The 25,086-nt window shown below is 68.1% G+C and carries 21 protein-coding genes and 1 pseudogene; 7 read left to right on the plus strand and 15 right to left on the minus strand.

Annotation, left to right across the window (positions count from 1 at the left end):
* Positions 1-243: 243 nt before the first annotated feature.
* Positions 244-1,005, plus strand: coding sequence for an SDR family NAD(P)-dependent oxidoreductase (locus A5622_RS10935; protein WP_156752922.1), 762 nt, complete (start codon positions 244-246; stop codon positions 1,003-1,005).
* 362 nt (positions 1,006-1,367) lie between these two features.
* Positions 1,368-2,936 (plus strand): annotated as a pseudogene (fadD1, locus tag A5622_RS10940) (fatty-acid--CoA ligase FadD1); the annotation flags it as partial.
* A gap of 220 nt (positions 2,937-3,156) precedes the next feature.
* On the opposite strand, the gene A5622_RS10945 reads toward fadD1, so the two are convergent.
* The 6 genes from A5622_RS10945 to A5622_RS10970 are packed head-to-tail and all read right to left on the minus strand — an operon-like array spanning position 3,157 to position 9,413.
* A complete protein-coding gene (locus tag A5622_RS10945) occupies positions 3,157-3,807 on the minus strand; it encodes a PadR family transcriptional regulator (RefSeq protein ID WP_066869946.1) in 651 nt (216 codons plus the stop codon).
* Entirely contained in the window at positions 3,804-4,238 is a 435-nt protein-coding gene (locus A5622_RS10950; protein WP_066878463.1) for a Zn-ribbon domain-containing OB-fold protein, read from the minus strand. Before A5622_RS10950 ends, A5622_RS10945 begins: the two co-directional genes overlap by 4 nt.
* Positions 4,235-5,401 (minus strand): thiolase family protein, encoded by a 1,167-nt coding sequence (locus tag A5622_RS10955; protein ID WP_066878465.1) that lies wholly within the window; start codon positions 5,399-5,401, stop codon positions 4,235-4,237. Before A5622_RS10955 ends, A5622_RS10950 begins: the two co-directional genes overlap by 4 nt.
* A complete protein-coding gene (locus A5622_RS10960) occupies positions 5,391-5,720 on the minus strand; it encodes a hypothetical protein (protein ID WP_066869937.1) in 330 nt (109 codons plus the stop codon). Before A5622_RS10960 ends, A5622_RS10955 begins: the two co-directional genes overlap by 11 nt.
* A gap of 1 nt (position 5,721) precedes the next feature.
* The gene (locus A5622_RS10965) at positions 5,722-8,055 is read right to left on the minus strand and encodes a CoA transferase (protein WP_066878466.1); all 2,334 of its coding nucleotides are present in this window, start codon (positions 8,053-8,055) and stop codon (positions 5,722-5,724) included.
* A 2-nt stretch (positions 8,056-8,057) separates the two neighbouring features.
* Entirely contained in the window at positions 8,058-9,413 is a 1,356-nt protein-coding gene (locus A5622_RS10970) for an amidohydrolase family protein (protein ID WP_066878468.1), read from the minus strand.
* Between the two features lie 297 nt (positions 9,414-9,710).
* Here A5622_RS10970 and A5622_RS10975 point away from each other — a divergent pair, with 297 nt between their 5' ends.
* A complete protein-coding gene (locus tag A5622_RS10975) occupies positions 9,711-10,688 on the plus strand; it encodes a LacI family DNA-binding transcriptional regulator (RefSeq protein WP_156749100.1) in 978 nt (325 codons plus the stop codon).
* A gap of 1 nt (position 10,689) precedes the next feature.
* On the opposite strand, the gene A5622_RS10980 is transcribed toward A5622_RS10975, so the two are convergent.
* From A5622_RS10980 to A5622_RS10990, 3 genes are read right to left on the minus strand one after another with little or no spacing between them, the layout of a single operon-like run.
* Positions 10,690-11,100, minus strand: coding sequence for a Zn-ribbon domain-containing OB-fold protein (locus A5622_RS10980; RefSeq protein ID WP_066878470.1), 411 nt, complete (start codon positions 11,098-11,100; stop codon positions 10,690-10,692).
* A gap of 4 nt (positions 11,101-11,104) precedes the next feature.
* Entirely contained in the window at positions 11,105-12,313 is a 1,209-nt protein-coding gene (locus tag A5622_RS10985) for a thiolase family protein (protein ID WP_066878472.1), read from the minus strand.
* 8 nt (positions 12,314-12,321) lie between these two features.
* Complete coding sequence (locus A5622_RS10990) at positions 12,322-14,544, minus strand: acyl-CoA dehydrogenase (protein WP_066878474.1); 2,223 nt, start codon at positions 14,542-14,544, stop codon at positions 12,322-12,324.
* A gap of 170 nt (positions 14,545-14,714) precedes the next feature.
* On the opposite strand from A5622_RS10990, the gene A5622_RS10995 reads away from it, so the two are divergent.
* The gene (locus A5622_RS10995) at positions 14,715-15,311 is read left to right on the plus strand and encodes a TetR/AcrR family transcriptional regulator (protein ID WP_066878476.1); all 597 of its coding nucleotides are present in this window, start codon (positions 14,715-14,717) and stop codon (positions 15,309-15,311) included.
* A 10-nt stretch (positions 15,312-15,321) separates the two neighbouring features.
* Here A5622_RS10995 and A5622_RS11000 read toward each other — a convergent pair whose 3' ends face one another.
* Positions 15,322-15,918: a TetR family transcriptional regulator gene (locus tag A5622_RS11000; protein ID WP_066869916.1), complete on the minus strand. Its 597-nt coding sequence runs from the start codon at positions 15,916-15,918 to the stop codon at positions 15,322-15,324.
* A gap of 62 nt (positions 15,919-15,980) precedes the next feature.
* Between A5622_RS11000 and A5622_RS11005 the strand changes: the two genes are divergently transcribed.
* From A5622_RS11005 to A5622_RS11015, 3 genes are all read left to right on the plus strand, one after another.
* Positions 15,981-17,078, plus strand: a complete 1,098-nt coding sequence (locus A5622_RS11005; protein WP_066878478.1) for a DUF1214 domain-containing protein — start codon at positions 15,981-15,983, stop codon at positions 17,076-17,078.
* Positions 17,075-18,247, plus strand: coding sequence for a sulfotransferase (locus A5622_RS11010; protein ID WP_066878480.1), 1,173 nt, complete (start codon positions 17,075-17,077; stop codon positions 18,245-18,247). Before A5622_RS11005 ends, A5622_RS11010 begins: the two co-directional genes overlap by 4 nt.
* A gap of 78 nt (positions 18,248-18,325) precedes the next feature.
* On the plus strand, positions 18,326-19,399 hold the full coding sequence (locus A5622_RS11015; RefSeq protein WP_066878482.1) for a DUF190 domain-containing protein: 1,074 nt from the start codon (positions 18,326-18,328) through the stop codon (positions 19,397-19,399).
* Here A5622_RS11015 and A5622_RS11020 read toward each other — a convergent pair.
* From A5622_RS11020 to A5622_RS11040, 5 genes are all read right to left on the minus strand, one after another.
* On the minus strand, positions 19,396-21,015 hold the full coding sequence (locus tag A5622_RS11020; protein WP_082994569.1) for a GMC family oxidoreductase: 1,620 nt from the start codon (positions 21,013-21,015) through the stop codon (positions 19,396-19,398). The genes A5622_RS11015 and A5622_RS11020 overlap by 4 nt on opposite strands.
* Positions 21,016-21,196: 181 nt before the next feature.
* On the minus strand, positions 21,197-22,018 hold the full coding sequence (locus A5622_RS11025) for a helix-turn-helix domain-containing protein (protein WP_066869903.1): 822 nt from the start codon (positions 22,016-22,018) through the stop codon (positions 21,197-21,199).
* Between the two features lie 74 nt (positions 22,019-22,092).
* Complete coding sequence (locus A5622_RS11030; protein ID WP_066869952.1) at positions 22,093-22,986, minus strand: fructose bisphosphate aldolase; 894 nt, start codon at positions 22,984-22,986, stop codon at positions 22,093-22,095.
* Between the two features lie 119 nt (positions 22,987-23,105).
* Positions 23,106-23,696 carry a cytochrome b gene (locus A5622_RS11035; RefSeq protein WP_066869900.1) on the minus strand — a complete coding sequence of 197 codons (591 nt, stop codon included), beginning with the start codon at positions 23,694-23,696 and terminating at the stop codon, positions 23,106-23,108.
* Positions 23,693-24,844: a catalase family peroxidase gene (locus tag A5622_RS11040; protein ID WP_369829234.1), complete on the minus strand. Its 1,152-nt coding sequence runs from the start codon at positions 24,842-24,844 to the stop codon at positions 23,693-23,695. The genes A5622_RS11035 and A5622_RS11040 overlap by 4 nt, the downstream gene beginning before the upstream one ends.
* Positions 24,845-25,086 lie beyond the last annotated feature (242 nt).

Raw genomic sequence — 25,086 nt, forward strand, 5'->3', positions numbered from 1 at the left:
TAGCTTCGGCGCGAGACCTGGCCGTACGTCGCGCCCATTCAGTGGGCGGCACAGTCGGAACTGTCATTGGGGAATGGTGCTATGCGACAAGCACATAGGTGCTGCTTACCGCAGCTACGGTTTGCGCGAGAGTCGCCGTGTTTGCGCGGGCCTCGGGCCGCCGGCGGGGGACCCGATGTCGCAGTTCTGCGGGAACTGAAGTGGCGCCGGCTTAGGCCCGATAAGGTTGCCGCCATGCCGGATGTGACAGCACCACTGCAAGGACGGCGGATCCTGGTCACCGGTGGCGCCACCGGTATCGGCGCGGCGGCCGTAGAGGTGCTCACCGCGGCGGGAGCGAAGGTGGCAGCGACCTATCACCAGACGCCGCCGCCGGACGGCCTGGCGGCCGAGTGGCTACAGTGCGACGTCCGCGAGGCCGAGGCCGTCTCGGCGATGGTCCGCGAGGCGACACAACGCCTCGGCGGGCTCGAGGTCCTGGTGAACGCCGCCGGGCTGTGGCAGGCGGGCATCCCCGGCTACATCGGCGCCGACGACATCTCGTTTCTGTTGGACACCAACGTCAAGGCGACCATCCTCACCAACCAGGCCGCCTACGCGGTCATGAAGGACAAGGACCCCAAGGGCGGCCGGATCATCAATTTCGGATCGTCGGAAGCCGTGATGGGCAGCCCGATCTCGGCCGTCTACGCCGCGACCAAGGGCGCGGTGCAGGCATGGACGCGGTCGGCCGCCAAAGCCTGGGCCGCCGACAACATCACCGTCAACGCGCTTGCCCCCGCGGTCCAGACACCCGGCGCCGACCGGCTCCGTGACTTCCTCGGTCCGGACGCCGCGGCCCTGATCGACCAGCAGATGAAGATGATGATCCCGCTCGGGGGCACGCTGGGCGAGCCCGCTCGCGACGTCGGTCCGATGTTGGTTTTCCTGGCCGGCCCGGGCGCGGGTTTCATCACCGGCCAGCTGCTGGCCGTGGACGGCGGGCTGATGATGGTGGGCGGATAGCGCCGCCGCGCATTAACTTTGGCCGTCGCCCGTCGATGGTCCCCTGCGGCCGTGCCGCCGGCCGGACAGGTGCGACGATCGCGACTGTGAGATTTCGCGGCGAAGTTCACGCGCTCGATTCCGTAACAGCAACAGCGACCGGTGCAGCTCAAACAGCATGGGGCCAATGATGACCGTCCGAGACGAACGGATCCGCTATACACGCGGGCCCCGAAGCGGAATCGTGAGCGAAATAAGTGTGAAAACTTCACCCATGCGTGGCGCAAGGCGGCAGGCCACTTACCTCCGGGCCGAGCCGACAGCTAGTATAAGACGGACCGTCTCGTCTCGCAGGATGGGTTAAGTGAAGGTGGATCGGGCCGATGGCTGACGACACGATTCAAGCGCTGCTGAACAAGCGCCGGTCCGATCCGTCCATCGCGGTGAAATATCGTGACCTGCAATGGACTTGGCGTCAGTATCTGGAGGGCGCCGCGGCGCGGGCCGCCGCCCTGCTGGCCGCGGCCGATCCGCAACGGCCCGTGCACGTCGGCGCCCTGCTGGGGAACACGCCCGAGATGCTGAGCCAGATGGCGGCGGCCGGGCTGGGTGGCTACGTGCTGTGCGGCCTGAACGACACGCGCCGCGGTGAGGCGCTGGCCGCCGATGTCCGTCGTTCGGACTGTCAGTTCGTGGTGACCGATGCCGAACATCGGCCGCTGCTCGACGGCCTGGACCTCGCCGGCACGCAGATCCTCGACACCTCGACACCGCAATGGGCCGAATTCGTCGGCACCGCAGGCGAACTGACACCGCATCGGCAGGTCACCGCGATGGACGCCTTCATGATGATCTTCACCTCGGGCACGAGCGGGAATCCCAAGGCCGTCCAGGTATCCCACTTCATGGCCACCGTCGCCGGTCTCAGCCTGGCCGGCCGCTTCGCCCTCACCGACCGGGACACCTGTTACGTGTCGATGCCACTGTTTCACTCCAACGCGGTCGTCGCGGGCTGGGCGCCGGCGGTGTGCTCGGGTGCGGCGATCGTGCCCGCGAAATTCTCGGCGAGCAGTTTTCTCGAGGACGTCCGCCGCTACGGCGCCACCTATATGAACTACGTGGGGAAGCCGCTGGCCTACATCCTGGCCACCGCCGAACGCGAGGACGACGCCGACAATCCGCTGCGGGTGGCGTTCGGCAACGAGGCCAACGACAAGGACATCGAGGAGTTCGGTCGCCGGTTCGGTGTGCAGGTCGAGGACGGCTTCGGGTCCACCGAGAACGCCGTCATCATCATCCGCGAACCCGGCACCCCGAAGGGCTCGATCGGCCGCGGCGCCGACGGGGTCGCGGTCTACAACAGCGACACCGTCACCGAATGTGCGGTCGCCCGGTTCGACGCCGCCGGGGCGCTGGTCAACGCCGACGAAGCGGTGGGCGAGTTGGTCAACACGGCGGGTTCGGGTTTCTTCACCGGCTACTACAACGACCCGGACGCCAACGCCGAACGCATGCGCCACGGCATGTACTGGTCCGGCGACCTGGCCTACCGGGACGCCGACGGCTGGATTTACCTGGCCGGGCGCACCGCCGACTGGATGCGGGTGGACGGCGAGAATCTGGCGGCGGCGCCGATCGAACGGATCCTGTTGCGCCACAGCGCGATCAGCCGGGTCGCTGTCTACGCCGTGGCCGACGGCCACGTCGGCGATCAGGTGATGGCCGCGATCGTCCTCAACGACGGTCACGGCCTGACCGCCGCGGAGTTCGAAGAATTCCTGGACGCCCAGCCCGACCTGTCCCCCAAGGCCCGCCCGCGCTACGTCCGGATCGCGGCCGACCTGCCCAGCACCGCCACGCACAAGGTGCTCAAGCGCCAGTTGATCGCTGCGGGAACGACCGTCGGCGCCGGCGAAGTGCTGTGGGAGCGCGAACCCCGGGGCACGGCCTACACCGTCAGTGGCGATCGCAAGGGCGGCGGAGCCGGGCGCGGCGGGTCGCCACCATCGACTAGTGGCGATCGCAAGGGCGGCGGAGCCGGGCGCGGCGGGTCGCCACCATCGGCTAGTGGCGATCGCAAGGGCGGCGGAGCCGGGCGCGGCGGGTCGCCACCATCGACTAGTGGCGATCGCAAGGGCGGCGGAGCCGGGCGCGGCGGGTCGCCACCATCGACTAAGCCGGGCTCCTCGGTACCCGGCGCCGGATCTGACCCTTCGACCGTCGCACCCGTTTGACCGGGTCCCGGGTTGTGCCGGCGGCGATCTCGTCGCGCAGCTGGGTGATGTTGGAGATTTCGGCGTACAGCCCGCGGATGGCGTAATCCAAAACCGCGAAGGAGTACCGCTGCTCGGGGTCCTCGGTGATGCCGAGTTCGGCCGACCGCTGCCGCGACCACAGTGCCTCGTCCAACCGGGCGCGGGTCGCGTCCAGGTGCCGGTCCAAGGTGTCGACGACGTGTTCGGGATCCTGGCCGCGCGCCAGCCACGTTTTGAGGATGACGGGGTGTTTGATGACCACGCGGTCGGGGCCCGGGAAGTGCTGCACCCAGCGGCGCAGCGCGTCGCGGCCGGCGTCGGTGGTCTCGTACAGGGTGATGGCGCGCTTGCCGGATTGCGCGCCGATCTCGCTGACCATGCCCCGCTGCAGCAGGCGGGTCAGTTCGCGCCGCACGTGACTGACCGACGGTGACCAATAGAAGTGCCCGACCGACAGTTCGGCGCGCATCTTGATCTCGCCGGCGGTGAGTTGCTCGTCGTTGGCGGCCAGCACCCCCAACACCAGGTAGGCGGTGACCGGCAGGCCGTTGCTGGTTCTCGGGCTCACGAACTGCCGGTTTCCGCGGCGGCGAAGTAGGGCAGCGTCACGTCGGGCCCGGTGGGGTGGAACTGCACGCGCACCCGCAGGCCGACGGCCAGGTCCTCCGGTGGCACGCCGACGACGTTGGTCAGCATCTGGTAGCCCTCGTGCAGGGTGACGATCGCCGGCGCGTAGGGCGGTTCGAATTCCGGTGTCACGGGCCGGTATACGACTGTCCAGCTGTAGATCTCGCCGCGGCCGCTGCCCCGCTGCCAGGCGACGTCCTGCGAGAGGCATTGGCGGCACTGCTCGGTCGGCGGGAAGTTCGCCAATCCGCACGCCGCGCAACGCTGGTAGCGCAGCTCATGGGAACGGCATCCCTCCCAGAACGGGCGGCTGACGTGGCTGCTCGCGTGCGGGACGGGCCCGACTTGGGGCCGCAAGTGATCCGAAGTCATCGTGGTTGGTCTCCCAGAATCAGCACGGTGGTGAACAGGGCCCCCGCTCCCCCGTTGCTGCACAGCGCGATGTGCGCGTTGGGGACCTGAAGGGCGCCGGCCTGTCCGCGCAGCTGCTGTACCGCGCGGATCGCCCGCTGCATCATCTGCGGATTGGCGCCGGCATGGCTGAACGACATGGTGCCGCCGTCGGTGGTGATCGGGTGACTGCCGCCGATGGCGATGTGGCCGTCGGCCACGAACGGACCGCCCTCGCCGTCGTCGCAGAAGCCGAAAGCCTCGAGTTGACGGATGATTTCGAAGGAGAACGGGTCGTAGAGTTCCAGCACGTCGACGTCGTCGCGACGCAAGCCGGCGTGTGTGAATGCGCACTCGGCGGCGCGCCGGCCCACCACGCCGTTGACATGGTCTCCGCGGCGGCCGGCCAGGTCGTACGCGGGCGGGTGCTGATACGACGGGCCGTGAAAGTCCGCGCCGCTGCCCAACACGTAGATGGGCCGGCCCGCAACGTCGACGGCGTCGATGTTGGCCACGACGAGCGCACACCCTCCTTCGGAGGTGGTGGCGCAATCCAGGAGGTGGAACGGGTCGGCGATGGGCCGCGAGGCGGTGATGTCCTCCGGGCTGAACGGCCCGCGGTCGTAGTACACGGCTTCGGGATTGCGTGAGCCGTTGTTGCGGATGGTCGCCGCCACCAACGAAAGTTGTTCGCGCGTGGTGCCATACGCATGCATGTGGCGCCGCGCGATGAGCGCGAATTCGGCGGTGGTGAACATGCCCCAGGGGGCGACGAATTCGTTCTCCGGCCGGGTCCAGGGCGCCGTGGCTTCGTGGTCCCGGTATTCGCCGGCCTGGGCGGCGACCAACACCACCACCTCGGCCATGCCGTGCTCGATCGCGGTGACCGCCTCGGTGATCATGCCGACCCCAAAGGCCAGGCCCTGCCAGGCCGGGCCGATGCGCAGGTCGTAGATCAACGAGGTCGAGTCCGGGCCGGCGCTGATGCCGTCGACGTCGTCGAGGGTCAGGCCGGCATCGTCGAGCGCGCCGAGGATCGCCTCGATCGCCAGTCCGCGTGAGGTTTCGCCGTCCAGCCGTCTCCCCTGCCGGGTGTTGTGCACTCCGACGATCGCCGCAGTGCGCGTGGTCAGGCTAGTTCTCATCCGCGACAACTCCCAAATACGTTCCCATGACGTCGTATTCACGCCCGCCGCGCGTGATGGTGCCGATCGTCGTGGCCCGTGAGTTGACGGGCACTGCGCCCTGCTCCACGACATCGATTCGCACGTCCACCGGCCGCGCCGTCTGCGGATCGGTGATTTCGACGACCATCGCGACCGCGCGCTCGCCGTCGTCCCATTCGACGCTGGTGATGCGGTGGCGCGCGGTCAGTTCCATCACCACGGAATCCTGGCGGACCAGGAAGCGCACCGGTGCACACAGCTCTCCGGCGCGGGGCGGCACGCACAGGCTGATCGCCATGTCACAGACCCGCCGGCCGGGCGCTGATGGTTCCCGACCGGCGCAATGCATCCAGGTCGTGCTCACTTAACCCCAACAGGCCGGTCAGCACCTCGCCGGTGTGCTGGCCGTAGAGCGGCGGTACCCGCCGGATCCAGCGCCGCGGCATGCCGAGGAACGCGAAAGGCATTCCGGTGCAAAGGAAGGAGCCGGCGACAGGATGGTCGACCGTCTCCCAGAAGCCCCGGGCCTGCAACTGCGGATCGGTCAGCAGCGCCGCGGCGGGTGTGACGGGCGCGGCGGCTACGCCGGCGGCGCGCAGCGCGGCGGCCGCCTCGGTGACGGAATGCCCCGCGGCCCAGGCGGAGATCAGCTTGTCGATGTCGTCGACACGCTCGGCCCAGTCGGCATCCTGAAGCCCTGGCTGGCCGAGGAGGCCGGCCAACGACGCTCGCGCGGCACCGTCGAGTGCGGCCAGCGCGACCCAGTCGTCGTCACCACGACACCGGTAGACTCCCTGGGGGTCGGCGTCCGGGCCGCGGTTACCGTTGCGGCACAGCGCGATTCCATTTCGGGAGTATTCGACCAGCATTTCGGCCGCCACGTTGAGCGCGGCCTCGACCATGGTCGCTTCCACCTGCATTCCGGCGCCCCGCCGGTCACGGATCACCAGCCCCGCGACGGCGGCGAAGGCGGCGTGCAACCCGGCGATCGGATCGCACACGCCCCGCGGGATCACCGGCGGGCCGTCGGCGTGCCCGGTCACCCATGCCATGCCGGTGGCCTGCTCCATCGTCTGGGCGAAGCCGACGCGATCGCGCCACGGACCGTCGAGGCCGAACGCGGGCATGCGGACCAGGATCGCCCGCGGATTCGCGGCACGCACCGCATCCCATTCCAGGCCGAAGTTCGCCATCACCCGGGGTGAGAAGTTCTCGACGACCAGATCGCTCGCGGCGATGAGCCCGAGCGCCAGCTCTCGCCCGGTGTCGGTGCCGAGTTCGATGCTGACGCCCCGCTTGTTGTTGTTGCTGCACAAGAAGACCGGGCCCCACTCCCACCAGTGGTCCCAGTCCGGTGGGCGCCCGGCCGAGAACCTCATGCCGTCGGGCCGGCGCACGCCCTCGACCTTGATCACGTCCGCCCCCAGGGCGCCGAGCAGCTGGGTGGCGACCGGGCCCGCCCAGAACGCGGTGAAGTCGGTGACCCGGATGTCGGACAGCGGCAGCGCGTCCGGATCGGCGCTGCGGGGCGGTTGGGGCCGCGCCGGCCACTGGACCCGCCCGTTATCGGCGCCGAGTCGCGGCGGTTCCGCGGGCCCCCGGGTCGCCATCGCGTCGCTGCGGTACGGCACGCGGGGCGCCAGCGCCCCGGTCGGCGACTCGACGAACACGCCGCGTTCGCGGAAGTGGTCGATCTCGGGGAGCGTCTCCGGCGTCGCGATGGGGGCGACTGGAATTCGGAACGCCACCGCCAGATCGATGATCTCCTGGGTGGTTCGGCGCGCGGTCCATTCGGTGACCATGCCCAGGAACTCGTCGCGGCGCTCGACCCGGCCGGCGAACGAGGCCAGTTCGGCGTCGCCGACCAGATCGGCGCGCTCGATCATCACCAGGAAGTCCTGGAACTGCTGTGCGGTGATGGTGCAGAAACCGACCATGCCGTCGGCCGTCGAGACGATCGACGGCAGCTCCAAACTTCGTTCGTGCAGCAGCGAATCGGCGCCCAGCACGCTGGCCGACATCGCGGACAAACCCCCCATGGCGATCGCCATGGCCTCGTACGTCGAGACATCGATGATGTGTCCGCGTCCGCTTCGGGCCGCATGCCGGGTCGTTGCCGCCGCCGCGGCCGCGGCGAACGTGCCCGCCAGCCACTCGCCGAGCCGGCCGCCCGCCTGCACCGGCTCGTCGTCGGGCCAGCCGCGACCGGCGATCGATCCGCACAGCGCTTGCAGGATGAATTCGTTGGCGACCAGCTGGTTTTCGACGTAGGGGCCGGTGGTGCCGAACGGCGTCACCGCCACGACCACGGCCGCCGCGGCGGTGTGGGCGGTGATTTCGTCGAGCGTCCGCCCGCCGGTGAGGTCGGTGATCACCAGGTCGGCGCCGGCCAGCAGCGAGGTGATCTCGGGCTGGCCGTGATCGACCACCGACTTCTTGCCCGCGGCCAGATAGTCGAACAACGCTCCGGGCGGTCCGCCGGCCGACCACTGGCGCAGCGCATCTCCCTGCGGTGACTCGACTTTCACCACCTCGGCGCCGGCATCGGCGAACATCTTGCCGCAGTATGACGCCGGCAGGCCGTTGCACAACTCCAGCACGCGCCAGCCCGCGAACGGCGCCTCGGCCCCCACGCTCAGTTGCCCAGGGTGGTCGCGCGTCCAGCGATTCCGGACGCCTCGACCGTGACCGGCGCCTGCGCGGAGGCCTGCGCCTGCAGCGCGAACTGGGTCATCCGCGTCCACGCGTCACGGTCGCGCTGGCTGGCTTGGCGGCCGACGTGGGTGACCACATCGACGTCGGTGGCCTGCGCGCGTAGGTAGCCGGCCCGGGCGTGGTCTTTCGGGATGTACCGGAACGGATCGAATGAGTATGCGGCCATGGCGTTTTGGTGGGTGATCTTGTCGATGACCGTGTCGTCGAGGTGGCCCATGGTGGCGATGACGTCCTCTGGGGCGAAGGGCCAGTTGCTGTCCGAATGCGGGAAGTCGGACTCCCAGCACAGCATGTCCTCGTTGAACCAGTTCATGTTCTGCACGCCCACCTTGTCGCTGATGAAGCAGGTGTAGAAGTGCCGCTTGAACACATCGGTGGGTCCGTCGTATCCGGGTGGGAAGGTCGCCAGCGTCCACCCCGAGTGACGGTTGTAGACGTGTTCGGCCCGCCAGAGGAAGTACGGTATCCAGCCGACGTCGCCCTCGGTCAGCGAGAACTTCAGTTGCGGGAAGTCGGCCCAGAACTGCGCCCAGATGAGCTCGGTGAAGGTGAACATGCTCATCATCGACGAGGCCGTCATCTGCACGCTGGGCGGGGCGTCCGTCGACACCTGGGGAGAGCGCGACGCTGACCCCACATGGGTGCACAGCACCGTGTTGTGTGCGCAGACGGCCTCGAACAACGGATACCAGTATTTGGTGTGAATGCTGGGCATTTGCAAGGCTTCTGGGTTCTCCGAGAAGGTGACCGCGTGGCAGCCCTTGCCGGCGAGGCGCTTGACTTCCTTGGCGGCCTCGGTCACGTCGAACAACGGCAGGATGCCGCACGGGATGAACCGGCCCGGGTAGGCCCCGCACCATTCGTCGACGTGCCAGTCGTTGTAGGCCTTGATCATCACCAGGTTCGTGTCGCGGTCGGGGCCCTGGTTGAGGACCTGGCCGGAAAAGCCGGTGAAGTTCGGGAAGTTCAGCCCCGCCAGCTGGCCGCCGGCATTCATGTCCCGCACCCGCTCGTCGACGTTGAAGCAGCCCGGCCGCATCTCGTCGTAGCGTGAGGCGTCGATGTTGTACATCTCGCGCGGTTTTCCCGCGACGGCGTTCAGCCCCATGTTGCGTCCGCGGATCTCACCGTAGTACCACTGCTGGATGCCGTCGGGCTCGAGAACCACCCGCGGGGCTCGGTCCTTGTAGGCGGCGGGAACGTGGGCGTCGAACATGTCAGCGGGCTCGGCGATGTGGTCGTCCACGCTGATCAGGATCAGATCGTCCTTGTTCATGCCGCGCTCCTCGATCGGATCATCAGCGACTAGTAGACAATGGTGTGAGTCACAGTGTCAACCGCGGCGTCAGGTGCGGGTCGCCGCGGTTTCCACCCGAATCGCGGCTGTCCCAACCCCAGGTCGGCATGCGGCGGTACCGGTTCATCGCTGACAGATCATTGCCGTTCGGTCTTCGCATAAAGACTATTAGTCCAAGCGGTGGCGCTGCGTGCGAACTCCCCACGCGGCATCGCGCGATGCGCTTTGCCGCCGCGTGCCACGATGGGGCATGACCGGCCGGGAAGGTGACGGAAGTTGAGCAACAATAAGGCTGCGCGTCCGACCACCGCCGACGTGGCTCGGTTGGCCAGCGTGTCGACCGCCACGGTCAGTTATGTGCTGAACAACGCGCAGGGCCGGCGCATCTCCCCCGAAACCCGCGATGCGGTGTACCGTGCGGCCAAACTGCTGGGATACCGGCCCAATCTCGCCGCCCGCAACCTGGCGCGCGGCAAAAGCGGTGTGGTGCTCTACGTGGTCCCACACGTGGCCGTGGGCGAGATGCCGATGCAGGCCGGCAGTCACATGACCACCGCACTGGCCCGCGAGGGTTTTCTTCAGGTGCAGATCTTCGAGACCGACGACGACCAGCATCTGGTCGACGCGATCGAAAATCTCGACCCGGTCGCGATCACCAGCCTGTTCCCGTTGAGTGCGGCCGCCCGTCAAGCGGTGACGAAGGCGGGTATCCCCCATATCGAGATCGGGACATTGCCCGCGCTCAAGAACCCGCACCTGTCGGTGGGCGAGATGCGCGTCGAGCACCTGGTCGAGCGTGGTCATCGCCGAATCGCGTTCGCCTACACCGGGATTGCCCGGTGGCGCCCGCTGGGTGACTACTGGTTCGAGGGTGTGTCACGCGCGGCGCAGTCGCGCGACCTGCCGCCGGTGCGCGTCGACGAGGTCACCCTGGACAACGCCGCCGACGTGGTCAGCGCCTGGGTGGGCGAGGGGGTGACCGCGGTATGCGCCCAGAGCGACGAGATCGCCTGCCTGGTCCTCTACGGTATCCACCAAGCACGGCTGCGCTGTCCCGGGGACCTCGCCGTGATGGGCGTCGACGCCAGCCCGATGGGCATGGTGAGCACTCCGCCGCTGACCACTGTGCAATTCGATCCCTGCGCGGTCGCCGACGCCGCCCTTGCCGCCGTATTCGAGCGGCTGGGCCATCCCGCCCCACCGTCTCCGGAGCTGACCGACATCGCCCACCTCGTGGTGCGGTCGTCGACCTGACTCAGTCGGCGGGCTCGTAACGCAGCAGCGTCACGTCGTGCTCCGGGTAGTCGCAGAACACCGGCTGCACCCGCATTCCGACCCTGAGGCGAACCGGGTCGACGTTGACCATCTCGGTGGAAAACCGTGGGCCCTCGTCCCATTCGACGATGGCGAGCAACTGCGGCACGGCGTCGGCGAAATGCGGGCTGACCGGCCGGTGCGCGACGGTGTAGGAGTACAGCGTCCCCATCCCGGAAATCTCGCGCCATTCCAGGTCGTCGGCCAGGGTGCGCGGCGCGCGCACTCGCGGGTAGAACACATAGGCCTGTAGCGACGGCGAATACTGGATGACGATGCGATGCTCGCCGAGCGCATCCCAAAACGGCGCGCTGGTGGGCGTTTTGACGGGCATGGGCCGTTCGAAATTCATCTCCTCAGTCCCCTTGCAGGATCAGCGTCGTCTGCTCGGACAGGATGCCCCCGTTGCCGGACACGAACGCCCGGTTGCAGTCGGCGATCTGCGCGGCGCCCGCGCGGCCCATGATCTGGCGGGTGGCGTCGCAGACGTGGTGCATTCCGCCGGCCAAACCCGCTTGGCCGAAGCCCAATTGCCCGCCCGCGGTGTTGAGTGGGAAATCGCCGCGGAAGGTCAGGTCGTGGTTGGCGACGAATTCCATGCCCTTGCCCTTTTCGCAGAAGCCGGCATCTTCCAGGGACAGCAGCACGGTGATGGTGTAACAGTCATAGATCGACACCATGTCCATCTGTTCGTGGCTCAGCTCGGTCATGGCGAACGCGGTATCGGCCGCGGCGGCGATCGGGGTGTGCAGCAGATCCTCGGCGTACGTCGGGGTCTTGAACGGCACGTGTTCGCCGAATCCCTTGATCCACACCGGGCGATTGCGCGACCGCCTGGCGACGTCGGCGCTGGCGACGACGACCGCGGCGCCCCCGACGCAGGGCATGACGATCTCGAGCATGTGCAGCGGGTCGGCGATGACCGGGCTGGCGAGCACGTCGTCGACGGTCAGCGGCTTGTCCTTCCAGATCGCGCCGTCGGTGTGATTGGCGTTGACGCGCTGATCGACGACGATCTTGGCCATCGCACGCTCGTCGTAGCCGTAGACCGCGGCGTAGCGCTGCGCCACCTGGCCGTACGGTCCGTTCTGGCCGAGGTTGCCGTAGGGGATCTCGAATTCGGCTTGGGGCGAGCCGTATTGGTTGCTCGACGAGCCGAAGAACATGGCGTCGACCATGGGCCGGGGCTTCTTCTTGGACGACGGCGTGATGTAGCGGGCGGGCAGCGCGCACAGCACCGCGTCGCAGATCCCCAGCTCGACGGCCGCGGCCGCGCGCCACACCATGGCCGCGGCGCTGGCCCCGCCCAGATCGACGTGCTCGGCGAATCTCGCTCCCACACCGAGGTATTCGGCGATCGTGGAGGGGACGAAGATCTCCGACTCGGCCAGGTGCGACGCCACGATGCCGTTGACGACATCTCCCGGCAGGCCGGCATCCTCGAGCGCGGCGGCGCCCAGCTCCGCCCACTGCTCGAGGACGAACGGCGCGGGCGAGGCCTTGTTGAGCCGCTCGGGCGGCAGCTCGACGTATCCGACGATCGCGGCTTCTCCGCGTAATCCCATGCTGTGCCTTACTTTCGGGGTAGTCCGAGGATCATCTGCGCGATGATGTTCAGCTGGATCTCCCTCGTCCCGCCTCCGATCAGCTCGGCCGGCAGGTGCAGGTAGGGTTCCACGACCGCGGCGTCGGGGTCGTCGACCATCGCGACCTGCCCGGTCAGCTGCAGCGTGGCCTGGAAGGTGCGGCGCAGCAGCACATTCATCGCGACCTTGGCGATGCTGGACGCCGGGCCGGACGCCTGGCCGTCGAGCAGCCGAATTGTTTCCCGCACCCCGAGCGCCCTGATCGCATTGGTGTAGGCGTCGAGTTCGCCGAGCTCGCGCAACGCGTCGTCCCGATCGGGTCCGGGTTGCGCGGCCAGCCGGCGCAGGGCGACGGCCCGGTCGAACTTGACGTATCCGCTGATGGCCGTGCGCTCTTCGGCCATCGTGGCGATCGCGAGGCTCCAGCCGTCGGTGGGTCCGCCCAGCAGCATCTCGTCGGGGACGAAGACGTCGTTGAGGAACACCTCGTTGAAGTGCGCCTGCCCGGTCGCCGTCTTGATCGGCTGGATCTCGACCCCGGGGGAACGCATATCGAGGATGAAATAGCCGATGCCGCGGTGCTTGCTGGCTTCGGGGTCGGTGCGGGCGAGCAGTGCACCCAGGTCGGCGTATTGGGCCAGCGACGTCCAGATCTTGTGGCCGTTGATCCGCCAGCCGCCGTCGACCTTGGTGGCCCGGGTGGCCAGCGACGCGAGGTCCGAACCGGCCCCTGGCTCGCTGAACAGTTGGCACCAGTGAATGTCACCGCGCTGGGTCGGCGGAATCAACCTCTCCTGCAACTCTTTTGGCGCGGCGGCCAGCACCGAGGGCAGGATCCACTCGGCGATGTTCAGCGACGGCCGAACCAGCCCGGGCCGCTTGGCGAACTCCTCGTCGATGATGAGCTGCTTCAACGGGCCCGCATCCACGCCCCACGGCGCCGGCCAGTGCGGCACAATCAGACCGGCGTCGGCGAGCAACGTGCGCTGTGGCCCCGACGCCTGGTCGGCGTAGTCACCGTGCGGTGCTGGTTTGTCGTTGCTCAACTGCAGGGCCGCATCCAGCGTTTCGGCCACCCAGGAACGGAATTCGGCCTCCGCATCGCCGAGATTGACCGACATGTCGCGCGTCTGGGTGCATGTCAGCTCCCCCAGCCGTCGCGCCCAGCGATTCGCCGGGCCGATCGATCCCGCCAGGCTGATGGCTCGCCGCCAGTACAGGTGCACGTCGTGTTCCCAGGTGAAACCGATGGCGCCGAGCATCGTCAACGCGTCGAGCACCAGGTCCGGCGCGGGCGAGATCGCGATCACGGCCGCGCCGGCCGCGGCGATCCGATGCTGGTCGAGTGATTCGCCGACGGCGCGGACCGCGTCCCAGGCCGCCGCGGTGGCCAACTCGCTGCTCACCAACAGCATCGCCGCGTTGTGCTGCAACGCCTGAAACGTGCCGATCACCTTGCCGAACTGCTCGCGGATGCGCAGGTGCGCGGTGACGGTCCGCAGGCACCACGCAACGATGCCGGCGGTCGTGCTGGCGACGAGCCCCACGACCACACAGCGGGCACGCTCGCTGTCGAGGCCGGTAAGCACCTCGGTGTCGGTGACGCTGTGGTCGTCGAGCCGCAGGATGCCGGCGTCGGCGACGAGGTCGGTGCCGATTACGGGTTCGACTGTGGCCGTGGGGGTTTCGGTGTCCACCAGCGCCCAGACTATGTCGCCGTCATCGGTATGGGCCCCGAGCAGGATCGTTCGCGCCGCGCACACCCCGAGGGTGACGGGTGAAGCTCCGCTGATCCGCCAGTTGCCGCCGTCGAGGCGCGCCGAGAAGCCGTCCCCGGGTAGCACGATCGCCGCGGTGGCGCCGGCTGCCAGGTCCCGAAGGAATGACTGGGCGCTCGGCGTCGGATCGGCGAGCAGTGTGGCGGCTCCGGCGCTGACCGTCGGCAGCAGCGGGCCGGGGAGCAGCGAAATGCCCGCCGATTCCAGAACGCATGCGGCGTCGATCAGTTCCCCGCCTTGGCCGCCGAGGTCTTCGGGCAGATGCACGGCGTGGAACCCGTTGGCAACCAGAGCATCCCACCATTCGGGGACGCGTCCGGCCGCGAGGTCGCCGAAGCTGTCGCGCGTGGTGGCGATGGGGGCATGGCGGGCGGCGAATTGTCCGACGGCGTCGCTGAGCTCCTGCTGCTCCGGACTCAGTCCCAGACTCACGAGGACGGCCGAGCGATAACTGGCGTTGGCCGCACCGACTGCTATCCTTTCGTTACAAGACGGACCGTCTCGTCTTGTGGCAGACTACCGGGGCGATTCGGGATATGTAAAGCGCACCCGATCCCCGCGAGGGGCGTTCGATCTGAGTTCGCAGAAGCGAGGACCACCAGATGCCAACCGATCTCGACGCGGTGAACACGGCGGCGGGCTCGCCTCGCAGGCGCAGCGAGAAGTCGCGCACGGCGATCGTCACCGCCACGCGAGAACTGCTGCTCGAGCGCGGCTTCGACGGGCTGACCATCGAGGCGGTCGCCGCGCGCGCCGGGGTGGGCAAGCAGACCATCTATCGATGGTGGCCCACTCGCCCCGCGCTGGTCGCCGACGTGATGCTCGAAGATGCCGACAAACTGCTCGCGTCGGTCAACCACAGTGGCAACCTGGCCGCCGACCTGGAGGGCTGGGTGGGCAAGTTGTTCGCCAGCCTGACGACGCCGCGCGGTTCGGCCATGCTGCGCACGCTGACGGTGGCCTGCATGGAACACGAGGACACCGCCGTCAAGCTGCGCGCCGGATTCAGTGCGCCGCTACACGACAGCGTGCGGGCCCGGCTCCGGGCCGACGGCATCGACGAGGCCACCGCGGAATCGGCTGCGGATGCCATCGTCGGTGGGGTGGTGTACCCGATCCTTTCCGGCGCGCAGCCCTACTCGCGCCGCCGCGCCGAACGGACCACCCGGCTCATCGTGGAGGCGCTCACCGTCGCCTGACCGTCGCGCGTCAGCCGACCGACACCGCGGCCAGGCCCCGGCGCACCCGGTCGGGCAACGAACCCCCGTGGCTCAGCCAGTCGTCCAGCGCGACGCGCACCGCCGCCATCGCCAGCGCCCCGATCAGGCGTGGCCGCGGGTCCTGCGGGGTCAGGTTGGGCATGCGGGGCGCGATGAGCTCGGCGATCGCCAGCTCATAGCGCACATAGATATGCAGCGTCCACGCGTCCAGCGTGTCGGATGACCTTGTCAGCGTGGCCAATTCGCGGATCTGCGTTTCGATCTCGGCGAAGCCACGGGCGAGCTCACCGAAGGCGCCGGCTACCGCTTCGATGGCGGTCAGCTGCGGTGGTTGGGCGGCCAGCGCGGCGGTGATCCGGTCCAGCCAGTGGGCGTTCATGCCCTCGGCGACGGCGTCTTCCTTGGAATTGAAGTAGCGGAAGAACGTTGCCCGGCCAATGTCAGCGGTGTCGGCGATGCGGTCCACCGTGGCCCCCGCCAGACCCCGGCTGGCGACCAGCTGGGCGGCCGCCGTGGCGATGCGCTGGCGCATCGCCGCACGCTTGCGCTGGGCCAGCGACGGCGTAGCGGACGCTGCACTTGACATGTCCCCACCTGTTTCCTGCGAATCGTCCCCACAATCGTAAGACATAGTCTTAGTATGAGACAATGTCTCAGATCACCGCTTCGTCCGATCAGCCGGCCCCTAAGGCGCGCGCCGCGTGGGAGTTCTTCCAGCAGATGCTGGCCGACGTCACCAAGATCGTGACCGAGGATGCCGAGTCGGCGCGGGAACTGGCCGAGGGTCTGCGCGTGGTCGCCCGGGTGTTAGCGCTGTGCGCGCAGATGACGGTCGAATCCGACCCCGAGCGGCCGTCGTTCTTCGATATGTGCTCGGAGAACCGGATGGTCGGGGGCCCCAACCCGGACGGCAAGTATTACCTGGCGATGATTCGCGGCGACCGCCGCTACCGCATCACCGGCACCCGCGGCTCCAGCGCTTACCTGGGATTCCAGATCCTGGCCGGGACCGGACTCACCCCGCGGCGGATGGCGGCCTACCTGAGCGACGTCGACCTGGCGCTCGACTCCGGTGAGTTCACGCTCGTGCTCGCGGCCGACGAACCCGCCGATCTGGCCGGCGCTCAGTGGGTGAAGGTCCCCGACGACGCCTCGTCGGTGGTCGTCCGGGAATACATCGGTGACCGGTCGAACGAGGAATTGGCGACGCTGCGGATCGAGGCGCTGGACCCCGGGCCCGTGCCGACGCTGACCGACGACGGGCTCGCCGACCAATTCACCGCGATGGCATGGTCGCTGATGAAACTCGCGACCCTGCACCGCACCATCAAGCCGGAACTCCTGCACACGCCAAATACGTTGCTGACCGCCCAAGCCGCCGACCTGGGTGCGGCCGACACCACGCCGGACAACCTGTACATGATGGGCACCTTTCGGCTCGAACCCGGTCAGGCCCTCGTCCTGGACATCGTCCCGCCCGACACCCGGTACTGGAACGTCACGCTGGAAAGCATTTGGCACGAATGCCTGGAGCCGCTTCGCCGGCACAGCTCGGTGACCAACCGCGGCGTCCAGCCCGACGCCGACGGGCGGGTGCGGATCGCAATCGCGGCCGAAGACTTCGGGTTTGGCCACTGGCTCGACACCGGTGGCCGGCATCGCGGCTTCATCGTCGTGCGCTGGCTGGACAATCCGAGCCCGCCCGAGGTCACCGTGTCCGTGCGCGAGGCCGAGGAGCGGAAATGACATTGCAGGACCGCTTCGCTCCGGAACGATTGATCGCCGCCGCCTGCGACGAAGTCGGCAGCGACGACTTCGGCGACGAGGGTTGGCGGCCCGGATTGCACCGGGTGACCGACGGGCTGATCAACGACGCCCGGCTATCCGACATCGGTGTCGAGATCGCCCACCTTGACCTGATGCGGGCGCTGAAGAACCGGCTCGGCGTAATCGCTTGGCGCAAAGAACATCCCGAGGTCTCCCGCGAGGAGGTCAAGGCGCCGATCTTCATCGTCGGCCAGCCGCGCACCGGCACCACGATTCTCTACGACCTGCTCGCCCAGGATCCCGAGCTGCGCGCGCCGCTGACGTGGGAGGTCGACGAGCCCTGTCCGGTGCCGCAGCCCGAGACCTATCACAGCGATCCCCGCATCGCCCAGACCCAGGCCGGCATCGACCTTTCCGAACAGATCATGCCGGGGTTCTTGGCCTTTCACCCGATGGGGGCGCTGGTCGGCCAGGAGTGTGTGCGCATCACCGCGGCCGAGTTCGTCAGCATGATCTTCTCGGTGCAGTATCGGCTGCCGAGCTACTACCGTTGGCTGATGTACGAAGCCGACCATGCCGGCGCCTATCGCTTCCATCGGATCTTCTTGCAGCACTTGCAGTCTGGCGTCCCCGGGCAGTGGTTGTTGAAGTCACCGGCGCACCTTTGGCAGCTCGACGCGCTGCTGACCGAATACCCGGACGCGTTGATCGTGCAGACCCACCGCGACCCACTCAACGTCATATCGTCGATCGCCGCGCTCACCCATCACCTGCGCCGGATGTGCAGCGACGAATCCAGCATCACCGAGTGCGCGGCCCAGTCCTACGAGGAGATCATCGTCGGCCTGGAGCGCGAGATGGCCTTGCGGGACAGCGGCGCCGTGCCCGCGGACCGGGTGATCGACGTGCAGTTCGCCGACTTCATGAACGACCCCTGGACCACGATCAAGGACATCTACCAGCGGATGGACCGCGAGCTGCGCCCCGATGCCGAGCAGAAGATGCGCGACTTCCTCGCCTCCCACCCCTCGGACGGCGGGCGCAGCCGATACACCTGGGCGGACACCGGGCTGGACGCCGTCGAAGTGCGTGAGCGAGTGGGCGCCTACCAGGGCCGCTACGGCGTGCCCACCGAGCAGCTGCGCTGAGGTAGGTCACACCGAACACCGCTGCGACGCTTGACGTCTGCGAACGGTAGGCTCGGCGCAAGGGCGACGGGAGCGGCGATGGACGACGATTGCCTGAAGCTCACCACCTATCTGGCCGAGCGCAGGCGGACCGGGGACAGTTTCGTCTCCGATGTGCTGCTCGGCCTGTACGCGCGGCACCGAATCGCCTGCGGCGTCCTGCTGCGCGGCATCGGCGGGTTCGGCACCGGTCACTATCTGCGCACCGACGAGTCGCTGACGTTGTCCGAGGACCCGCCCGTGGCGATCATCGCGGTCGACACGCGAGCGAAGATCGAGGCGCTGCTCGACCCGGTGCTGAGCGTCAAGCAGCGAGGCCTGGTGACCCTGGAACGTGCTCGGCTGCTGCACGACGACATCGGGTCGCCGCGGCTACCCGAGGATCTGCGCGACGCCGTCAAGTTGACGATCTACGTCGGGCGCAAGCAGCGCGTCGACGGCTCGCCCGCCTACATCGCGCTGTGCGACTTGATGCACCGGCGCGGCCTGGCCGGCGCCACGGTGTTGCTCGGGGTGGACGGCGTCGCACACGGAGAACGCCAGCGCGCGAACTTCTTTGGCCGCAACGCCGATGTGCCGATGATGATCGTGGTCGTCGGCTCCGGCGAGCGCATCGGTCGGGTGCTACCGGAGCTCGGCCAACTGCTGCGCAGGCCGCTGTTCACCGTCGAACGCGTCCGGGTGTGCAAGCGCGACGGCCGGTTTCTGGAGCGGCCGCACGCCCTGCCCGGCGTCGACGAGCGCGGCCTGCCGCTGTTCCAGCAGCTGACGATCTACACCACGGAATCGGCGCACCATGCGGGTGTGCCGATACACCGCGCGATCGTCCAGCGGCTGCGCCAAGCCAAGACCGTCGACGGCGCGACCGTGCTGCGCGGCGTCTGGGGGTTCCACGGCGACCACCCGCCCCACGGCGACGGATTGCTCTCGTTGACCCGCCGGGTTCCCGTCGTCACCGTGGTGATCGATACGCCGGCCAACATCGCCGAATCCTTCGCCGTCATCGACGAAGCGACCCGACACGAGGGCCTGGTGACCAGCGAGATGGTGCCCGCACTGGTCTCCGACGACGGTGACTCCGGGCCCCCGCGCATGGCCCGGCACCGCTACTAGGAGTGGTCCGCGACGAGCATCGCGGCGGCGCGCTCGCCGATGATCACGCTGGGCGCCATGGTGTTGCCGGTGGTGATTCCCGGCATCACCGACGCGTCGGCGACGCGCAGCTTCTCGATCCCGTAGACGCGCAGTGATGCGTCGACGACGGCATCCGAATCGCGGCCCATCTTGGCCGTACCGTTCTGATGCCAGTAACTAGTCGCGGCGTCGCGGACGAAGCCCTCGAGGTCACGGCCCTTCAGGCTGCCGGGTGTCACCTCCCGGCTGACGAACGGGCACAGGGCCTGCGAGTTCCCGAGTTCGCGGCACAACTCCACCGCGGCTAACGCGGCCTTGAGGTCGTCGGGATCACCAAAAGTATTGGCGTGGATGCGGATCGGATCATCCGGGTGTGGTCCGGTCAGCCGGAGGTGTCCACGACTCCTCGGGTGTGCCACACCGGCGAACAGCGTCCAACCGGACTGTGGGAGGCCGAATCTGGCAATCGTCTCGTCGGTGCCGATCGGCACCTCGGCCTGGCAGATGAACACGTCCGGCGTCTCGGCATCCGACATGGTCCAATACACCGTCGCCTCCGACATGGTGTTGCGCGGCGGCAGCGGCACCCGGTCCTGCCACACGCAGTGGATAGCCACATGGTCCTGGAAGTTGCGGCCCACACCCGGAAGATGCTGGCGCACAGGGATTCCGAAGGCGTGCAGCTGTCCCTCGTCGCCGATCCCCGATTGCATCAACACCTTCGGGGTATGGATGGCCCCCAGGGACAGCACCACCTCGCACTCGGCGCCGACGACGAGCGTCGACCCGCGATACCGGATCTGGACCCCGGTAGCGCGGTTCGCATCGAAGACCACCCGGGTCACGAGGGCCTCGGTGAGCACCGTCAGGTTGGGCCGATCCATGAGCGGATACGTGTAGGAACGAAATATCGACTCCCGCTTGCCGTTGCGCGCGCGGATATCTTCAATGGCCGCCCCGCCGGGCCCTTCCATCATGCGCCCGTTGGGATTTTCGAAAGTGGGAATCCCGATCGAACGCGCGGCCAATAGCGTGGCCGGTGCCAGCGGGCTCGGTTCGGGAGCGGGCTGCACGAACACCGGTCCACCGGTGCCCCGGTAGGCGGGATCGGCGGGGCCATGCCAGTCTTCGATGCGGCGATAGATGTCGAGAACTGCGTCGTAGCCCCAGCCCGGATCCCCGGCTTGGTCGGCGAAGAAGTCCCAGTCGTTCTTGTGGCCGCGCGCCCAGCACATGACGTTGATGCTGGATCCCCCACCCAGCACCTTGCCCATCGACATCGGAATGGACCGCCCGTTGATGTGCGGGTTCGGTACGGCACGAAAGCCCCAATCGCGTTCACTGCCGAGGTTGTAGGGCCACTGGTTGGCCTGGGTGACGGCCGGTACGTCGTCATCGCCGCCCGCCTCCACCAAAAGCACACTGACCTCCGGATTCTCGGCCAGGCGCCCCGCGACGACCGAACCCGACGACCCGGCTCCGCACACGATGAAGTCGTAACACGGTTTCAGCTCGCCCGTGAGGCGCTGCTGATTTGCCCGCACCCGCGCCTGAAAGTCCTGCGCCGCCGCCGAATTGGTTTGTGCAGATGCCATGCCCACCGTCGATTGCTCCTTGGCCGTCGGTTTGTTGCAATCAGCATGTCGGGTGCTCCAGGGCGCATCCAGGCCCCGTCGTTCCTGGTAGCGCGGCGGCTAGGCAGCGCGGCGACGTGAAGCGAGATAGCCCGCGCTGCAGTTCAATTGGCGCGCGCTAGGAGCGCATGGCGCCCAGGGCTTACGTTGTGGGCTGCGCGAGGCTGGAGAGCAGACGCAGCCGCTCTTCCGACGGTGAACCGGCTTCCGCGTAGTAGGTGACCAGCGCCTGCCGTGTTTCGGGAAGAACGAAGGCGCGGTAGTGCAGGTCGAGCGGGCCCACCTGCGGGTGATTTATCAGCCCCATGCCACTGGTCTTCTGTTTGACGTCCTGGCGGGCCCACAGCGTGCGGAAGTCGTGACTGGCGATGCTCAACTCGCCGATTAGCTTTTGCAGTTCCGGATCGCCGGGACTCTCCTCGGCGATGTTGAAGCGCAACCAGGACACCAGAATGCCGGCGACCTCGTCCCAATTACGAAGCCACTTGCGCAACTCGGGGTCCAAGAAGATGAACCGCAGATGATTGGAGCCCGGCGCGAAGTACGGAATGAGCGCCCGCGCCATCGAGTTGCCCAGCAGGATGTTCATATGACGGTCCTGCACATAAGCGGGAGTCAGATGCCAGGTGTCGAGCAGCCCCTGCAGGCTAGGGTCCACCTTCGCTGCCGCCGGACGCCGTCGGCGGGGGGCGGGATGGGTGAGGGTCCGCATGTATTCGGCGGCATCGTCGTTGAGTTGCAGCGCGCTGGCGAGCCCCTCGAGGACCTGGTCTGAAGGCTGCCGCTCGCGCCCCTGCTCCAGCCGCAGGTAGTACTCGGCGCTGATGCCGGCCAGCATCGCGACTTCCTCGCGGCGCAAGCCGGCCACCCGCCGGCGTTCACCCCCGACAAGGCCGACATCGGCGGGCTTCAACAAGCCGCGCCGTGCCCGCAGGAACGTCGCCAGCGCTTGCTGATCGCGCATGAAGTGACCCTAGCGCCGATGGGCGCCGTTCGGGTGGTCCCGCTACTACCAGGACCGAGGGCCCGCAGGAAGGTTCAGCCGGCCACCGAAGCGTCGTAGATGGACTGGATCGCCTTGTCCAGGGTGGCGTTGAACTGCTCGTCGGACTGGTCGACGGTCAGGCCCTCGGTCAGCGCGCGGCTGAAGCTGGCGATCAGCCCGGTGTTCTTGGCCAGCAGGTCGTTGGCTTCCTCGCGGGAGTAACCGCCGGACAGGGCGACCACCCGCATCACCTTCGGGTGCTCGATCAGAGGACGGTAGAAGTTGACCTCGGTGGGCAGGCTCAGCTTGAGCATCACGCGCTGACCGTCCGGCACGGAGTCGAGCTGCTTGGTGATCTCGTCGCGCAGGATGCCCTCGGCCTCGGCCTTGTCCGAAATCGAGATGGTGACCTCGGGCTCGATGATGGGCACCAGACCGTGCGAGAGCACCTGATGGCCCAGCTCGAACTGCTGGGCGATCACCGCCGCGATGCCCTTGGGGTTGGCACCGCCGATCACCGACCGCTCCTTGGTCCCGAAGACGCCCAGGCCGGCGGCCCGGTCCAGCAGTTCGTCGAGGCCCGGGATCGGCTTCATCAGCTGGACGTCGTCGGACGCGTCGGCCAGGCCCTTGTCGATCTTGAGGATCGGCACCACGCCCTTGGTCTCCCACAGGTAGGTGGTCGACGGCTTGCCCGCGATCTCGCGGTCCATGGTCTGCTCGAACAGGATCGCGGCCAGCACCCGGTCACCGGTGAACGCCGGGGACGTGATGATCCGCGAGCGCATCTGGTGAATGAGGTCGAACATCTCCTTCTCGGAGGAGTAGGCGTCGTCCTGGATGCCGTAGAGGCGCAGCGCCTTGGGCGTCGAACCGCCGCTCTGGTCGAGCGCCGCGATGAATCCTTTGCCCGCCGTCATCCGCTCCGCTTGCTGCTGGTTCGACATTGAACTCTCCCAGTTCCTCATGGCCCTCACGGGCACGGCGCCCACGGCCGGTGACCGCGCGCTCAAGTCCGAATCGTGCCGATCATATTCGGCCACTTTGGGCCCGAGCAGGCAGGTCGTCAGACTGCGACGTCGGTCTGCGCCTCGGTCTGGCTGCGGGGTGGCGGCTTGCTGCGCCACACCGCCATGCGGTCGAGGAGCCGGTCGCGCAAGACGAGCGTGTGGAAGAGTACCGCCGTCATGTGGGCGGTAAACGCGAGGAAAAGCAGGAGCGCGAAGGCGCCGTGGCACTCGCGCAGGACCGCGAAGACGTCGACGTTGTGCGGTGCGATGCCGGGCAGCGCGACGGGCCCGAGCAGGGTGATCGGGAAGCGCGCCGACGACAGCATGGCCCACCCGGTCAGGGGCTGCACGAGCAGCAGGGCGTAGAGCAGGTACTCCGATCCCGTCGCGACGCGGCGTTCGGTCTTGCTCATGGTGGCCAAAAACGGCGGTGGCCGGTGCCTGAGCCGGTTCACCAGCCGGACCAGGGCGAAGGCCAGGATCAGCAGGCCCAGCGGCCGGTGGATGGCCAGCAGTCGTGGGTACAGGCCCAGGGCGGCGACCATGGTCACGCCGATGAGCAACTGCGCGATCACCATCGGGGCCATCAGCCAGTGCAGGACGCGCGAAAGCAGGGTGAACCGCGGCGCGACGGTCGCCTCAGTCATTGCAGGACCGCTTCGACGCCGACTGCGCTGGGCGTTTTGGGCTCACCGGCGCGGCGACCGAATGAACGGGCGTACACCGCCGAGCGCGCCGCGAGCAGCGGGTCGTCGGAGGCGGTGATGCCGTCCGGCAGCACCAGCGGGTCGAAGTTGATATCGCGCGCGTTGCCGGCGTCCTCCGTCTGGACCGCGGAGATGGTGATGGTGCCGGCGTCGATGGTGCGCCGTCCCGGCGGCCACGGTTTTGTGGCGTCGTTGGTCGGGTCCCCCGGCTCGCCGACGGTGAGCATCAGCCGCCAGGTCAGCGGGGTGCGCGCCAGCGTCCGGATGAGGGCGTCGAACAGGTAGTCCTTGGCCGGCGGCCCGGCGGGCAGGGCCGCCACGTCGGCGCCTTGCTGGGGAATCGCCGACCAGCGCACCGGCACCGTCGCGCCGGCGCCGTTGGTGAACCGAAAGGCGTTAAGCGCATGGAAGGCGCTGTCGGCGAATCCCGTGCTCGGCGGCGCCTGCTTGATGATCCGCATGGCCGCGGCGGTCTCGGGATGGCGTTGCAGGAACGCGGCCATCTGCTGCGGGTCGGGCTTGCTCGTGCCGGGCAGCGGCTTGGACGCCAGCAACCGGTCGTAAAACCCCTGCGGGGTGCTGTCCGGGAAGACCGGGAGGTTGATCATCGCGGTGCGCCACTGCCGCCCGGCGGGCCCGTCGAACAGCAGCCCCAGCCCGCGCACGGTGTCGAGCTTGTCGGCCTGGTCGGGCAACCCACCGGACAGAGAGAACCGGCCGATCAGGGGAACGCTTCCGGGCGCGAAGACCGCGGCCCGGCAGATCCCCGCTGCCGCCCCGGTGCTGACGAACGTGCCGGTGGCGCTGAGCCCTTTGGCGTGGTTTCGCCGGAACCCGGCGTGGCGGCCATAGACGTGCTCGAAGCGATCGGTGAATCGGGGCGGCGTCAGCGTGCCGGGCCGTAGCCAGGCACCGGCATAGGCGAAGCCACCGACGTCGACCGCGGCGGCGCCGGCTACCGCGCCCATGCCGAGCAGCGCGCGCCGCCGGTTCAGCGCACCGGAAGTCGACGCCGTGCGCGGGTCTTCTCCGGGATCGTCGGGCCGCTCGCCGCTGTGTTGCTCGCCGCCGCGATCACCGGGTTCCACGGCCGACCGTCCTTCCCATTTCTGCAGGCCACGCCACGCGGGCCGAGAGCGAGGCAGGTGGAAGCAATTCACGCACGGGCCGTTGGCCCGTGCAACTTCTAGGCTGGCCGTCACGCACATCCGGACTACGTCGCGGCGCCCGAAATCGTTCAGCGTTTTGAGCGTGGTACGCCGCGTGTCCTACCATTGACTAAACACTTGTAGCTGTATCTGCATTTACCAGCGCAGATCGACGGGGTGCG

The sequence above is a fragment of the Mycobacterium sp. 1245801.1 genome, from assembly GCF_001673055.1.
GTDB lineage: Bacteria > Actinomycetota > Actinomycetes > Mycobacteriales > Mycobacteriaceae > Mycobacterium > Mycobacterium europaeum_A.